Raw genomic sequence first — 15615 nt, 5'->3', positions numbered from 1 at the left:
CTCGGGCCAACACGATGTTGGTCACGAAGGCGTTATCACAGGATGTGATGGTATTAGCCTTCGTTCCTCTATCGCTAGTCCCCGAGGAGTCGCCCAGCCTCCACTCCAATCAACCTATCCACATGACATACGTTTTAAAAAAGATCATCCTAATAAAGTCGAACTAAATTTGAATAGTTTAAATGAAATTTATTTTAAGGCATAAAAAAATAGCCTTCGTTTAATTATCGTTAACAAGGCTATTTTTACTTTTCTATATTATTGTTCCCGAGTCACATCAAAATTTTAGTTCCGTTTAATAATCAATAGAATTGGCTATGTCTACTAAAGTTTCTGGTGTCACTTTATTTGCAACTCGTTTATCAATACTTAGCATATACTGCAAATTGTCTCTATAGAAAACAAGTACATTAAAACCTGAAATTTTCATATATGTGGCTACATTCCCATTTTTCAATTCAAAAGTATTTACTACATATTTCTCTCTTAGAGGAATTTTATTCTTAAGTAGTCGAATGTCAATCTTATAGTGATTTTCAGATGCTTGATCATTGATAAATGTCACTTCAAATGCGTCATTGCCTTCATACTTTGAATCGGTAAATCGTCCAAAATGATGTGTAAAGCTTATTGGGGGTACTCTAAGCGGTAACTTTAATTTTTGATTAAAATGTTGTTCAAAATCATTCACTGCTTCTTCTACTGATTTATATCCTATTTCGGGATATATTTCTTCATAAGGACTAGGTTTATCCGTTGCAGATGCATGTAATGTTATTAAAAAAAATGTACAAAATGAAACTAAGAAAAGATAAACAGCTCTGTTCATTTGTCTCCACCTCAAAATATCTTTAGGTGTAATATTCCCAAATTCATTAAGAATAATCACCGCCTTCTAAGGAAGACGGTGAGCTTATATCTCCGTAAGGTTAAAACTGTACACTAAATCCTTTAAATTTATGAATCCCTGTTCCAAACTTTACTAGATCCTTTTCTTTAAGTTCCTTAACTGCGTTTACGAGTTCTTGTAGGATACTTGGTTCAAGACCTAATGTATTATGTGAACCATAAATTTTTGTGACATATGGGATCTTTGATATCTTTTCCCAGGAATCAACTAAATCAAGAGGGTTAGTTGAAGGATAAAAAGCATAGATAGGTGTTTCATCATAAAGTAAATCACCAGTAAACAAATATCCGTTTGTTTTGTCAGAAACACATATATGACCTGGAGAATGCCCAGGAGTATGATGAATAATTAATTCTCTATTTCCTATATCAATCACATCACCATCCTGTAATAAGCCAGTTGGTGTTCCTTGATATGGTTTATATGTTTCTGGATTAAATGTTTTTGGAGTTGGAATTGTTATATCCCTACTAATATCTCTTCTTATTTGTTCTATGATCAATCCTTTAATACCATTAGTTAACCAATCTGAGTCAGCTTCATGAACATAAACATTTTCAAATTCTCCATGGCTTCCAATATGATCAACATGCACATGAGTTGTTAAAACAACAATCGGCAAATCAGTCAATTGATCCGTTATGCGTTTGATATTATCAATTCCCAGACCAGTATCAATAAGAACTGCTTTTTCATTACCGACTAATAGAAATGAATGCACCTTTTCCCAATGTCCATATTCACTAATTGCGAATGTTTTATTATCGATTTCCTGAATCGTAAACCACGAGTCCTTAACCATAACAATCCCCCCAAAAAGTAAGAGTATGACTTTCAATATTATGCGTAAACAGGCAAGAAATGATTATCATATTGCTCTTATTCGATATAGTGTTCACATATTCCTTGCTATTAAAGTAACAAAACCAAACTAAATAATTCACAGAAATCACTCCCTCGTTGGTAATTACTATATGAATATTTCATCTAGAGTAAAAAAAACTGAACTAATTGTTAGAATTAGTTCAGCTTAAAAATAACTTCTATCTATTAATTTGTAATCGTCACAGTTTTTGTAGCTATAATTTTACCGTCTTTATCATATGCTACAAATTCAATTTCATTATTAACTTTGAAGTCCTGCATTGTTTGAACTGTTTTTGTTAGCATGTAAACACTATCACTACGCTTATTCAATTCAAATTGCACATCTCCACTTAAAGAAGGGAATCGTACATTAACCTTTGCAACATTTGAACAATTACCATCAATTCTTGCATTCATTGTAATATTGCCTTTGCGTAGAGTGACTGTCGCTTCTTCAAATAGATTTTCAGGATTCCCACAACTTGACGACGAAGTTTTACATAAAATTGAATCAATAATTTTTTGGAAAACTTGATGTAATTGTAAGTTATCGTTTGCGTGGTAATAAGTACCACCAGTTTCATCAGCCAGTTGCATTAAAATTGCATCATTGACTTGTGATTTTTTCCCCATACTTACAGTGTAAATCTTAACCCCTTTATTTTTTGCATCGTTCAGCACTTTTGTCATTTTCGACTTACTTGTTTTACCATCTGATACGACAATTATAGATTTTGAGGTTTTCGAATCATTGGAGAATTTAGACAGAGCGAGATCTATACCTGCAAAAATATCTGTGGCACCTCTCTCTTTTGATGCTTTATATAAATCCTTTTTCAAGACGTTGTCTGTACTACCCTCTCCAAGAACAGTAGCTTTTGTATTTGTTTCTATAACAACATTATTTTTAGCCTTAATTTGATTGATGACTTCCATCATTTTCTTACCGCGGTAATTAGTTTGGTCAGAAGCTTTCATGGAAGAAGAGTAATCAACTACGTAAGCGACTTCCGTTGCTAAAGAACAAGAATTTTTACTAAAGTAAGGATTTGTGAAAATTTCCTTTGTAATTGTTTTATCTTGTAAATCCTTCAATATTGTTGCATAACGAGGATCTATTTTATTTACTAATGTTGCTTCAGCTTTAGATTTCCCATAAATAACTGAGTCAAAGTATGCTACAGCTGTCCCTGGGCTTCCTGTGTTATTTAAATAATCCGAAGTATTTGTAACAAATGAAGCTGTTTTCTCAACACCATCAAATTTAATTTTTACTGTTCCTTGGTAGTCAGTAATAATTTCTCCACCTGGTCTTACTAATGTAACCATTACCTTAGTATAACGATCTTTACCAGACGGTCTTGATGCAGCATCCGCACTTTCCTTTAATGCTTCCACTCGTTTTTTATAGGCTTCTACTTGACCGAGCAATTTACCACCTTGGTATTTTAATAATACTGTTCGATCATAGTTACTCAAGTTTGTGAGAATAGCATAAATTTTCATGACACTATCATAATGCTCAAGTGTCAGGTGTTTTTCGTCTGGCATATAGCTCATAAGTTGAATAATAGCACCAACTGGGTTAATGTTCTCAACCTGTGAAGCAATCGCATCATCAATTCCTTGAATACGATATATTGGACGCCCATCATCTGAAATCATATACATAATTTCGATCTTATCATTAATAGAATCCTTCAAGCGTTTTTGAATAATTGTTTCGAATAGCCAAACTGAAATATTATAGTTCTCAAACTGTAAAATGGCATTTTCATAACCTAATGCAGGGTAATTTTTATCACTGCCACCATATTGTAAATATTTATTTTCAACATTTCCTGTGGTACTTGTCACATTTGTTTGCTGTCCAATACTAAATAGCTTTTCTTCTGGATCAATCCAATGAACGTTAACAATGTTTTGTGTAAAGAACTCAGGTAATTTTTCATACTTTGGATATGGAGGTGTTACATTTCCATTTTCATCATCTTTGTTTGCTGGATCATACACTTGATAATCAATGCGCATTTCCGGCTGAGGTAAGTAACGGACATGTGCATTTAGTTTTTCGCCTACAAGACATTTCATACCAGGGTCTGTGTTGTTAATAAGCTCAAATGTAATTGTATCACGTACAGATTTAGTTAATTTTGGTGCTATAACAATTGCAGAAACAGTAGAGCCATCTGATTGTACATTTCGAACAGCTTCACCCGATGTGTCTACAATTTTTGCACCATATGATGATGTTACACGGAATGTATATGATTTATCATCAGGTATTGGATCACCATTACAAGCTTTTAAAGATACAGTAATGAGCGTTGAATCTTGGTCATTTGCAATTAAATCTGGTTTTTCAACATCAATACTTTGTAGAGCATTATTAACATACTCTGGTCCAGTAAAATCATTGGAATTGTCCTTTGGCACTTCAAATTCTGCGTTATTTGAGCCCATGAAGCCTGAAGGCAAAGTGATTTTATCGTTATCACGGCCGGATGCAGCACGTTTTAATCCTAGTACAGCAAAATTGCCGTTTTGTACACTGCGATATAAAAATTCAGCAATATCTCCACGCGTTAGCTTTGTCGAAGGATTGAAATCCGCAAATGTCTTTTTACCAGTGCTTCCTGTTGAAATATCATTTGTGTATAAATATTGAACCGCTTGAGGCTCATCTAAATCTAAGCCTTTAAAGGCAGCATATATACGCGCAAATTGTCCACGTGTAACAGCTTTCGAACGATTGGCCGTTGTGTATGTACCATTAAACGGTAAATAAAAATCACTATAGAAGTTATAAGCGACACTATCGTTATATGTTAATGCAAAGTTTTTATCAAGCTTTGCAAACATTACAACAAGCTCTCGATCAGTTATTTGCTCATCAGGTAAAAAGTTATTAGCGCTATTCAATGAGAGTAGATCATTATCGACTGCCCATGAAATAGCTTTGTATTTACCGTTATTTGTTGGTACATCATTAATTGTCGTAGCGGCATGAGTCACAGCTGGAGTTGCTGTCATCAAGACTAGTACTAAACAAAGCAGGGATAGAAATGCTTTTTTGGTATACGTCATTTATTTTTCAGTCCTTTCTTTAGTTAAAGAACAATATGTCATCTCGATAATTTTGTTTTAAGTCACTTTCCAAATAGTTCAAGAAACGTTCTAACACTACTGATGCTTGTGCTCGCGTTAATGGTTGATTTGGATTAAATCGACCTGTTATAGGGTCACCAGTCATTAAGCCTAATTCATTTGCAATGTATATTCCGTCTTTTGAATAGTCAGGAATTTGCGCGTCATCCTTAAACTTCGTCACATAGCCTGGATCTGGCGCCTTATTTTCTAGCCCTAATGCACGTACAAAAATCGTAGCTGCTTGAGCTCGAGTAATTTGATTATCAGGTTTGAAATACTCTGGCGTTACACCTTTAATAATTCCTTTATTAAACGCAGACTCAATATAGGCATAATCTTTTACCGTACGTTTAACATCTTTAAAAATACTAGTAGCTGATGTCGATTTTTTCGTTTTCGGTTCTTCCATAACACGTAAATCAACCGCTTTACCAATTGCCGTTGTAAAATCAATACGCTTCATAGGTGTATTTGGTGAGAAGAAGTTACTTGCATCAGAGTAAATACCTAAAGAATATAATTTTTCAATAGCTCCTTTCGCGTAATGATTGGATACATCACGGAACTTAGGAATGATTAAACGTTCAATTGTTGGCATGTATGCTTTATCTAAGTCAACAGTACCTTTTTGCCCAGAGGCTAAATCATACGTATATTCAGAAATAACATCCTTTTCACTTACTACCGCATATCCACCATCAAAGCTCCCTAAACTTCCTAGGTTTTCTTCATAGTTTAGTACACGTGATTTGCTTGTAGATAAACGATTTTTCACATGGCTTGTCTTACCGTCGCTATATTTATAAACAGCTTCTGTAATTTGTGTTTCTGTTGCTCCCCAGAAGTTTTCATAGCCAGCATGACGACTATCAGTATCAATTGTTACAGTATTTTGGACTGTATTTTTTCCAGTCCCAGTTTGAAAGGCATATGTTTTTCTTGAAATCACATTACCTGAATAATAATCAGACGCTGCACGATTGTCCGTTACAGTCCCTTGTGAAAATTGGTAATCTACCAATGTATACGTTATTTTTCCAACAGCAATTTTCTCCGTATACTTTTTCACTACACCATTCGATGTTTTTTGACCAATCGTAGCATAATCTACAACATCAGATTCATAGGCCATATTTCGTGTTAATGTAGCACCGTTACTTGCTGTTAGCTTTAAACTATATATTTCAGTTAACTTTCCTTTAGTTTCTTTTTGTGTGATTTTAATGTCTTTACTAGTGCCTTTAAATATAATCGGTGTTCCTGTAATGAAAACAGCTTCCTCATATGTATATTCATTTTTTACAGCACCTGTTGTTTCTAATGAAGCAGCTGATGCATTTTCTGGGATAGTAGTTCCAATAACAAATACAGCAAGAACTACTAACATTATTTTAGATAAATGTTTTCGCATTCTTTTTTGTCCCTCTCTTTCATTCCATACATATCCGCATCTGGAGCTGTCGATAATTTCATTCCACATTACAAAATAATCAGGTGAGTTGATTAACCATTATTATCTGCTTTTATCCACACACCTGAAAAATATAAGGTTAACATCTGCTCGTCTTCTACTCGTAGGGCGACAAAATTTTTCATCATAAGCAAGCTCTAAGTTCGCTAAAGCTGAATAACTTCGTCGTAAATATACTCGCAGAAGACTCACAGACTTCTAAATTGATTAATCAACTAATATTAAATGAGCTTTGACAAAACGATCTGATAAGACTACTAAACGATCAGAAGGTTTTAGATCAGATGCTTGAATAACTTTACCAGCTTTAATAATTGTAGCTTGGTCAATATTCATATCAACCATTTCACCAGCTTCATACCAGCGACCATTTTGCCATTGACTAACGCTCTGCACATTGATAACAGCCGGGTATTTCGATTTAACTGACTGTAGTTTACCAGTTAACATTAATGGTGCAACAGGCTTCGCTTTATTAAGAATATGAAGGGCCTGCACATGACCATCCTTCACATAGAAGTATCCATATTCTCCTTCATATAAATGAAGCTCAATATCAGGAATGACACTATATATTTTCTTACCATCCTCTACTATTGCCTTCGTTGAATTACTAACAGATAGTACAGTACGCTCTGTTTTCTTGAAGACATTTGACTCGATCTTCATCGCATCATCAATTTCGATTAAATAGCCATCCGCTTGTGATAAACGTCCATAATATAACTCATGACCTGCTAAGTTTGGTGACATAAAGCTATCACTTGTTACTTGCACAACTTGGGCATAATGATCACGTGCAGCACCGTCCGAAATAACAAAGGCTGTACCGTAAGCTAATAAGCCAGTAGGTTCAATTAAACGACCATTTCTAATTAAAATCGTTCCATCATGGAAGTATATTGTACCAGCTGATTTAAGTTTTAATAATTGATATTTAGTATCGACAGAAAGCATAGGCTCATAGTAAGTTCGCTCGTTGTTTTTCAAAACAACAATTTTTTCAATCACTTCTTTGCCAAATTGTTTCACTGTTGCATAATATGCTTCACTGCCAATGTAATTTTTCAACTGACCTTTGTCAATTTTTGTATTTCCAACATAGATCGGAACCTTCGATGAAAAATCCATAGTTGATAAAGCCGTTGTTGTATCAGATCCAAATTGCCAATTAATAAAAGCATTTTGATTCTTGACAGTTAATTTATTTGTATTGGCATTAACCGTCTGTATTTCACCTTTATACAGGTTTTCAACTAACGTACCCGTCTCACTAATGTCTATTTTTGTGACAATAGATGTGTTTCGGTTTTTAAGGCTAAGCTTTACACGATCCCCCACATATAATGCACTAATATCAACAGCTGAAGATTTTTTTTGATATGCTGTATCTTTATTTATATAGTAAGTTGTTTCCTCTCCAATATCTGGCTTCAGCATAATGAATAGTCCATTTGGATCTATACTTGTCACTACTCCAGCAAGTATTTGAGTATTTTGTGTAACTGTTGGAGATTCTGTTTCATTTGTAGAATTAGAAGTACCTCGAAGCTCAACCACACTGCGAAGTGAAATTTCCGCTTCTACTTTCATTCCCATCTTAAAGCCTTCGATTGTTGTCACTGTATTATTAATATACAGGCGGGCACTATCATTTATATTGTATGTAACTTGGCGACCGCTTTCATTTTGCAAAGTAATTTTACTAAGCTTCTTTTCTATTACTCCGTTTGAATTTGCATATTCTGAAAATGTTACATCGACAAAGGTTCCAGTCACCATTTGGGCAGCATGCGCTGTTTGATTTGATGAAAATCCGAGAACCGCTAGTAACAAAATCATTAGTATGTATGGAATCTTCTTCAAAAAAATCCCGCCTCCTAAAAAAATGTTATTAATAAATAGTATATCGTACTATTGGTAGTTTTTCCTATTCAAAAAGTTACATTTTAGTGCTTTTACTTACTTTTTAAAGGTACCATTAGACACAAAGATAGAGGTAGCTTCCAATTTCAAGCTACCTTCCCTTTATCATACTTGAACGTCAATTGTATGTCCTGCTGTCGGATGTGGAGCATCTAACATTTCAACTAATTGTTCTGTATTTTGCTGTTGCATCTCCATTGCTTGTTTCGTTACAGCTAGAGATACATTTTGCATTAAATTTGCTTGATTCATTGCCATTGATAAAGCTGCGATATCCATCTAGTCCACCTCCTATTTAATTTATCGGTCAGTTGTTTCATTCATCAAGCGATTCCCTCCATTTTTAATAAAAAAACATCTACTGTCCTAAATAATAGACTCAATAGATGCTTTTTTATTACATTTTATTTTCAATTGTACGCCAGGCTTCTTCGAAACCAATTCCTTTTTCTGAAGAAAAGACAATAAGAGGATCATTTTTTTCCATGTCTAGCGTTTCTTTCACGATTTTTTTATGCTTATCCCATTTACCTTTTGGAATTTTATCTGCTTTTGTTGCAATGACAATACAAGGAATATTGTAATGCTTTAAAAAATCATACATCATGCGATCATCAGCTGTAGGGGGATGACGTAAATCAACAATTTGTACGACTGCCTTTAATTCATTACGCCCTGTGATGTAACGCTCAATCATTTTTCCCCATGCTTCACGCTCAGTTTTTGAAACCTTTGCATAACCATAGCCCGGTACATCCACAAAAAACAATTGCTCTTCAATTTTGTAAAAATTAAGCGTTTGTGTTTTCCCAGGCTTAGAAGAAATACGTGCTAAAGCTTTACGACCGATCATTCGGTTAATAAATGAGGATTTCCCCACATTTGAACGACCGGCTAGTGCAAATTCTGGCAGTCCATCTTCTGGATATTGGTCTGGTCTTACAGCACTTATGACCATTTCGACGTTATGGACTTTCATTTTCTTAAAAACCTCCGTCCAGTGCATAGGCTAATACTTCATCAGCCGATGACACTAGTTTAAATGTTAGTTGTTCGCGTACACTTCCAGGAATATCCTCAATATCTCGTTCGTTATCTTTCGGACAAATAATTGTCGTTAAGCCCGCTCGATGCGCACTGAGTGTTTTTTCCTTTAATCCACCAATTGGCAGTACACGTCCACGTAATGTAATTTCACCTGTCATGCCGACTTCACGGCGTATTGGACGGTGTAAAATTGCGGAAACAATTGCTGTTGCCATAGTAATACCTGCGGAAGGTCCATCTTTCGGCACGGCTCCTTCGGGAACGTGAATATGAATATCATGTGTTTCAAAATATTCTGCATCCACTTTTAGCTCTTCCGTTTTTGTACGGACATACGATAAAGCTGTTTGAGCTGATTCCTTCATGACATCGCCTAGCTTCCCAGTTAGCTGCAATTTTCCTTTTCCAGGTGTTAATGATACCTCAATTTGTAACGTATCACCACCCACAGTTGTATAAGCAAGCCCAGTAGCTACACCGATTTGATTTTCCTCTTCTGCTTGTCCATATCGGAAACGATGCTTGCCGAGTAAATCCTCTAATGATTTCGAGTTAACTGTTACTCGTTTTTTCTCACCAGAAACGATGATCTTAGCGATTTTACGACATAGGGTTGCGATTTGACGTTCCAGTCCACGAACACCTGCTTCACGAGTATAATAACGGATGATATCTACTACTGCTTCATCTTTAATAATAACTTGTGTTTTTTTCAAGCCATGCTCTTTTAACTGTCTAGGTATTAAATGATTTTTCGTAATTTGCTCTTTTTCAATTTCTGTATAACCAGCAATTGAAATTACTTCCATACGATCCAGTAACGGTCCAGGAATTGTACTTAAATCATTGGCAGTTGCTATAAATAATACATTTGATAAATCATAAGGTTCTTCGATGTAATGATCACTAAATGTATTATTTTGAGCCGGATCTAAAACTTCAAGCATTGCTGCTGCAGGATCTCCCCTTAAATCATTAGACATTTTATCAATTTCATCTAGAAGGAACACAGGATTAATCGTCCCTGCCTTTTTCATTCCTTGGATAATACGACCTGGCATCGCTCCAACATACGTACGACGGTGACCACGAATTTCTGATTCGTCACGTACCCCACCTAATGAAATACGGATAAATTTGCGATCCAAGCTTTCTGCAATAGATCGAGCTAATGACGTTTTACCGACACCTGGAGGGCCTGCCAAACATAATATTGGTCCACGTAACGATTTTTTCAGCTGACGTACTGCTAAATATTCTAATATACGTTCTTTTACTTTTTCTAATCCGTCATGATCACGATTTAAAATGTCCTCTGCATGTGCGATGTTCATGCGATCTTCAGTCGCATTTGTCCAAGGTAGTGATACGATCCAATCAATATAGTTTCGGATGACGCCACTCTCTGCACTAGCTGTTGGTAACTTCTCATAGCGATCCAACTCTTTAAGCACTGCTTCTTTCGTTGATTCAGGCATGCCTGTTTCATCAATACGTCTTCGTAATTCAGCTACTTCGCCAGTTTTTCCTTCACGGTCCCCTAGCTCAGTTTGAATAGCTTTCATTTGTTCACGTAAATAATATTCTTTTTGCGTACGCTCCATGGATTGCTTAACTTTTGTATTAATTTTCTTCTCAAGATCAAGTACTTCCTGCTCATCATGTAAACGAATAATTAAATGATCTAAACGCTTCTTTACACTGAGCATCTCCAATACTTCTTGTTTATCTGCAATCTTAAATGGTAAATGCGATGCAATGATATCTGCTAAACGACCGGGCTCTTCAATGTCTGCCACAGTACTAATGGTTTCAGATGTAATCTTATTGGAGGCTTTCGCGTATTTTTCGAAATACGTTAACAACGTACGCATTAAAGCCTGTGTTTCAACATCCTTATCGATGTCTTCCTCTTGAACATCGATGTCTACAATCGTATATTTTTCTAACGCCCGATAGTTAGACCATGTTGCACGAGCAACACCTTCCACTAAAACACGCAGTGTTCCATTTGGTAATTTTAGCATCTGTTTGACATATGCCATCGTACCAATTGTATATAAATCTTGCTCATCAGGTTGTTCATCATGCACTTCTTTTTGTGTTACCAATAATATCAATTGTTCCTCTAACATCGCTTGTTCTAGCGCCGCTACAGAACGATTTCTACCCACATCAATATGTAACACCATCGACGGGTATACTAAAAGTCCACGTAAAGGCAATAATGGTACATTTGTTGTTTTTTGTATTGTTACCATGCGGGTATTCACCTCCGTCAAAATTTTCTTATACACTCCCGCGCTACTAGTATGTGTCTAAAAAGCTGATTCACACTAGTTAATCAATCGAGCCAAAAATTTCATCTAATTACAGTAGGCTTTATGTATGAATGAATAAAAAGCTGACTGTCGATATGTGCGAATATTGCACAATCGAAGTCAGCTAAATTACTCTTTATCTCATAACAATAGACAGCCACGTCTGTTCGTTATGCTGAAGTTTTTGTGTCGCTACCTTCATCGAGTTCAGTGCCATCTTCAAGAAGCAATTTCGGTTTATCTTTATCCGTAATTGTTTTTGCTGTAATGATACATTTTTTCACGTCTTCACGTGAAGGTAGTTCGTACATTACTTCAAGCATCGTTGACTCAATAATTGAACGAAGACCGCGTGCACCTGTTTTCCGTTCAATTGCTTCTTTTGCAATTTCAGAAAGCGCACCTTCATCAAACTCAAGCTCAACACCATCTAGTTCAAGCATTTTTTGATATTGCTTAGCTAGTGCATTTTTGGGCTCCGTTAAAATTTGTACAAGCGCAGCCTCGTTTAATTGCTCAAGACTTGCAAGTACTGGTAATCGACCGATGAATTCTGGAATTAAACCAAATTTCAATAAATCCTCTGGAATCAGCTTTGCCATAATTGAGCCTTCATCCATCTCAATTTTGTTAGGATCTGAACCGAAGCCAATTACTTTTTCACCCTGACGACGTTTAATAATGGATTCTATTCCATCAAAAGCTCCACCCACAATAAATAAGATGTTTGTCGTATCGATTTGTAAAAACTCTTGGTGAGGATGCTTGCGGCCACCTTGTGGTGGGACACTCGCAACTGTACCTTCTAAAATTTTAAGAAGTGCTTGTTGTACGCCTTCACCAGATACATCACGTGTAATGGATGGATTTTCAGATTTACGTGCAACTTTATCGATTTCATCAATATAGATGATCCCTTTTTCAGCACGTTCGATATCATAATCCGCTGATTGAATTAATTTTAATAAGATATTTTCAACGTCCTCACCCACATAGCCAGCTTCAGTTAGAGAAGTAGCATCTGCAATTGCAAAAGGAACGTTTAATATACGCGCCAATGTTTGGGCTAATAAAGTTTTACCGCTACCAGTTGGGCCGATTAACACAATGTTCGATTTTGCTAATTCGACATCATCAATTTTACTATTCGTATTAATGCGTTTGTAGTGATTATAAACCGCAACTGCTAAAGCTTTTTTAGCACGTTCTTGTCCTATTACATACTCATCTAAAATCGATAAGATTTCTTTCGGTTTTGGAATATCTTGAAACTCAATTTCTTCTTCAACGCCCAGTTCCTCTACAACGATTTCTGAACAAAGCTCGATACATTCATCACAAATATAAACACCAGGACCTGCAACTAGTTTACGTACCTGTTCTTGTGGCTTTCCACAGAATGAGCATTTTAAATTGCCTTTTTCATCATTAAATTTGAACAATATGTTTCACCCCTATTCAAGCAACAATCTTACAAGATTATTGAATCATTATCAAATAAATTGTCTGCATCCATTTACACCACGGCGTTTATGGTTCGAGATTTTAAAAAAATTTACTACATGCATAGTACAGAAACACTGACATTTACCGCAAAGCTGCTAATTATTCATCTTGACAATTTTACCAATTGTATCTTTTATTCCCATGTACGTAACTGACTGATTCTTCAGAAACCTCTAGCAACCAGAGACCTTTCGTTTCGTCAAGCTCCCTGACCCTCGTCACTTGATATTTGGCTTGTGACTTTACTGTTATACCCGGTAGAACAAGTTACAGATCCTCAAATGAGCAACTTGAATTTCTTTAAAATCTATTACATTCGCCAGAGGCTTAACTTCATTCAGAAGAGGATGTATTTCGTTGTTCCTCATTTGGAAGAATTGAGATATCAATCAATTATGCCTCGGCATAATTGTGTCCGGAATCGGCTTTGTGCTTAGGCCTGCACGAGGGCCAACACGATGTTGGTCATTTCGGTAATGCCACAGGACGTGGCGTTTTTACCGATGCAGGTCAGTTAGCCGTTATCGCATGGATGCGATGATTTTAGGCTAACATCCTTTATTAACTCCTTTCCGATTCCGTGACATCCGCCGGAGGCTTTAGGCCAACACGAAGTTGGTCACTCAGTCGTTGCCACAGGACGTGGCGCTCTTAGACTGAGTTCCTCTATTTCAGCAGATGTTTGGACACCCTCTGAAAAGGGACTTAAAACCGTATTCATCTCACCACCTATAGAAGTGGGAGACTTCTGTACCTGTCGCTACGCTTTCGGTACAAAAGAAATTTGCTGAAAGAAGTTAAACTAAGCCTTATCTCTGCTGAATAAAGATTGTAGCATCGTGTAAAAAGTCTAACAATACTATGTATTAGAGAAGTGTAAAGGCTTTGCCTATCCCCTTATCAAAAAGTACTTCCTTTTGGAGGATGCTTTTTACGGTGATAGTAGTCGTCATCTTAATAATATAATTAACTGAACTAAACCTAAAGGGAAATCTAGCTTAACCTAAACAAAAAATATGTGATAAAACAAGGCACGGTTAAATGCCGTACCTTGTTTTCATTTTTCTATCCAGTTACAAATAAAATCCTATTCAGTAATTTTAGCGTTTTCTACTAAAAATTCAACTGTTTTTTGAATTTTAATGTCGTTTTCAAGAACTGCTGTGCCGCCTAAAGCACCTGTAATTTGCTCTTTAGTCATGTTAAATTGAGCAGCCATTTTTTCTAATTCAGCTGCGATATCAGCTTCAGTTGCTTCAATTTTTTCAGCTTCAGCAATTGCTTCAAGTGTTAAAGATACACGTACACGGCTTTCTGCTTCTTCTTTCATTTGTCCACGTAAATCTTCTTCTGATTGACCAGAGAATTGGTAGTAAAGGTCTAAGTTCATTCCTTGCGTTTGTAAACGTTGACCAAATTCTTGTAACATACGATCAGTTTCAGAGTTAATCATACCCGCTGGTACTTCAAATTCAGCATTTCCAGCAGCTTTTTCAACTAATTCATCACGAAGTGCTGCATCAGATTCAGCTTGTTTTTGTTCAGCAGTTTGCTCTTTGATTTTTGCGCGTAAAGCTTCAACACCTTCAACTTCTGGGTCTAATTCTTTAGCGAATTCGTCGTTAAATTCTGGAAGAACTTTCGTTTTAACTTCTTTTACAGTTACTTTGAAAGTAGCTTCTTTGCCAGCTAATTCAGCTGCATGGTATTCTTCTGGGAAAGTAACAACTACGTCTTTAGATTCACCAGTTTTCGTACCTACAAGTTGCTCTTCAAAGCCAGGGATGAATGAGCCTGAACCGATTTCTAGTGGATAGTCTTCACCTTTACCACCTTCAAATGCTTCTTCACCTACGAAACCTTCAAAGTCGATAGTAGCTGTATCGCCTTCTACGATAGCTTCATCTTCTTTAATTTCAAGCTCTGCTTTACGAGCTAATTGGTCTTGAATTTGTGTTTCTACTTCTTCGTCAGTAACTTCTACTGGAAGTTTCGTAACTTCTAAACCTTTGTACTCACCAAGTTTTGGCTCTGGTTTCACTGTTACTTGAGCAGTAAATGCGAAATCTTTACCGTGTACGAAGTTTTCTGTACCAGAAATTTCTGGGTAATCAACTGGCATAATACCAGCTTCATCGATCGCTTTTGAATAAGAATCAGGAACGATGATTTCTAATGCATCTTGGTATAAAGATTCGATACCAAAGCGTTGTTCAAACATTTTACGAGGCATTTTTCCTTTACGGAATCCTGGAACGTTAATTTGTTTGACAACTTTTTTGAACGCTTGGTCCATTGCTGCGTCTACTTCTGCAGCAGGTACTTCAATTGTAAGTGTACCGATATTACCTTCTAGTTTTTCCCATTTTGCTGACATGTATAAATACCTCCAAATAAATGATCAAGTTTATTGTTAG

The 15615-nt window shown here is 36.1% G+C and carries 10 protein-coding genes; all 10 read right to left on the bottom strand.

From position 1 onward, the window contains the following. Positions 1 to 295 precede the first annotated feature (295 nt). The 10 genes from ACIQLB_RS06145 to tig all read right to left on the bottom strand — a co-directional run bounded on the left by ACIQLB_RS06145 (position 296) and on the right by tig (position 15575). Positions 296 to 829 carry a hypothetical protein gene (locus ACIQLB_RS06145; RefSeq protein ID WP_400722420.1) on the bottom strand — a complete coding sequence of 178 codons (534 nt, stop codon included), beginning with the start codon at positions 827 to 829 and terminating at the stop codon, positions 296 to 298. A 100-nt stretch (positions 830 to 929) separates the two neighbouring features. Then, on the bottom strand, positions 930 to 1712 hold the full coding sequence (locus tag ACIQLB_RS06140; RefSeq protein WP_400722417.1) for an MBL fold metallo-hydrolase: 783 nt from the start codon (positions 1710 to 1712) through the stop codon (positions 930 to 932). 248 nt (positions 1713 to 1960) lie between these two features. Further along, positions 1961 to 4864, bottom strand: coding sequence for a vWA domain-containing protein (locus ACIQLB_RS06135; protein WP_400722414.1), 2904 nt, complete (start codon positions 4862 to 4864; stop codon positions 1961 to 1963). Positions 4865 to 4883: 19 nt separating this feature from the next. After that, positions 4884 to 6338, bottom strand: a complete 1455-nt coding sequence (locus tag ACIQLB_RS06130; RefSeq protein WP_400722411.1) for an S-layer homology domain-containing protein — start codon at positions 6336 to 6338, stop codon at positions 4884 to 4886. A gap of 267 nt (positions 6339 to 6605) precedes the next feature. Beyond that, positions 6606 to 8264, bottom strand: a complete 1659-nt coding sequence (locus tag ACIQLB_RS06125) for a hypothetical protein (RefSeq protein ID WP_400722408.1) — start codon at positions 8262 to 8264, stop codon at positions 6606 to 6608. 165 nt (positions 8265 to 8429) lie between these two features. Further along, positions 8430 to 8603 (bottom strand): YjfB family protein, encoded by a 174-nt coding sequence (locus ACIQLB_RS06120; protein WP_400722405.1) that lies wholly within the window; start codon positions 8601 to 8603, stop codon positions 8430 to 8432. A gap of 118 nt (positions 8604 to 8721) precedes the next feature. After that, complete coding sequence (gene yihA, locus ACIQLB_RS06115; RefSeq protein ID WP_132357011.1) at positions 8722 to 9303, bottom strand: ribosome biogenesis GTP-binding protein YihA/YsxC; 582 nt, start codon at positions 9301 to 9303, stop codon at positions 8722 to 8724. Positions 9304 to 9307: 4 nt separating this feature from the next. Beyond that, the gene (gene lon / locus ACIQLB_RS06110) at positions 9308 to 11632 is read right to left on the bottom strand and encodes an endopeptidase La (protein WP_400722401.1); all 2325 of its coding nucleotides are present in this window, start codon (positions 11630 to 11632) and stop codon (positions 9308 to 9310) included. A gap of 230 nt (positions 11633 to 11862) precedes the next feature. Continuing rightward, positions 11863 to 13134, bottom strand: coding sequence for an ATP-dependent protease ATP-binding subunit ClpX (gene clpX, locus ACIQLB_RS06105; RefSeq protein ID WP_400722398.1), 1272 nt, complete (start codon positions 13132 to 13134; stop codon positions 11863 to 11865). A 1151-nt stretch (positions 13135 to 14285) separates the two neighbouring features. Then, entirely contained in the window at positions 14286 to 15575 is a 1290-nt protein-coding gene (tig, locus tag ACIQLB_RS06100) for a trigger factor (RefSeq protein ID WP_400722395.1), read from the bottom strand. Between the last annotated feature and the right edge of the window lie 40 nt (positions 15576 to 15615).

The organism is Lysinibacillus sp. NPDC092081, from assembly GCF_044755845.1.
Taxonomy (GTDB): Bacteria; Bacillota; Bacilli; order Bacillales_A; family Planococcaceae; genus Lysinibacillus.
The sequence above is the reverse complement of the archived record's forward strand: the minus strand, read 5'-3'. Positions and strand labels throughout refer to the sequence as shown.

Coding starts and splice junctions, on each gene's coding strand:
- ACIQLB_RS06140 (WP_400722417.1), bottom strand. CDS start 1,712: ATGGTTAAGGACTCGTGGTTTACGATTCAGGAAATCGATAATAAAACA.
- ACIQLB_RS06130 (WP_400722411.1), bottom strand. CDS start 6,338: ATGCGAAAACATTTATCTAAAATAATGTTAGTAGTTCTTGCTGTATTT.
- ACIQLB_RS06120 (WP_400722405.1), bottom strand. CDS start 8,603: ATGGATATCGCAGCTTTATCAATGGCAATGAATCAAGCAAATTTAATG.
- lon (WP_400722401.1), bottom strand. CDS start 11,632: ATGGTAACAATACAAAAAACAACAAATGTACCATTATTGCCTTTACGT.
- ACIQLB_RS06135 (WP_400722414.1), bottom strand. CDS start 4,864: ATGACGTATACCAAAAAAGCATTTCTATCCCTGCTTTGTTTAGTACTA.
- yihA (WP_132357011.1), bottom strand. CDS start 9,303: ATGAAAGTCCATAACGTCGAAATGGTCATAAGTGCTGTAAGACCAGAC.
- tig (WP_400722395.1), bottom strand. CDS start 15,575: ATGTCAGCAAAATGGGAAAAACTAGAAGGTAATATCGGTACACTTACA.
- ACIQLB_RS06145 (WP_400722420.1), bottom strand. CDS start 829: ATGAACAGAGCTGTTTATCTTTTCTTAGTTTCATTTTGTACATTTTTT.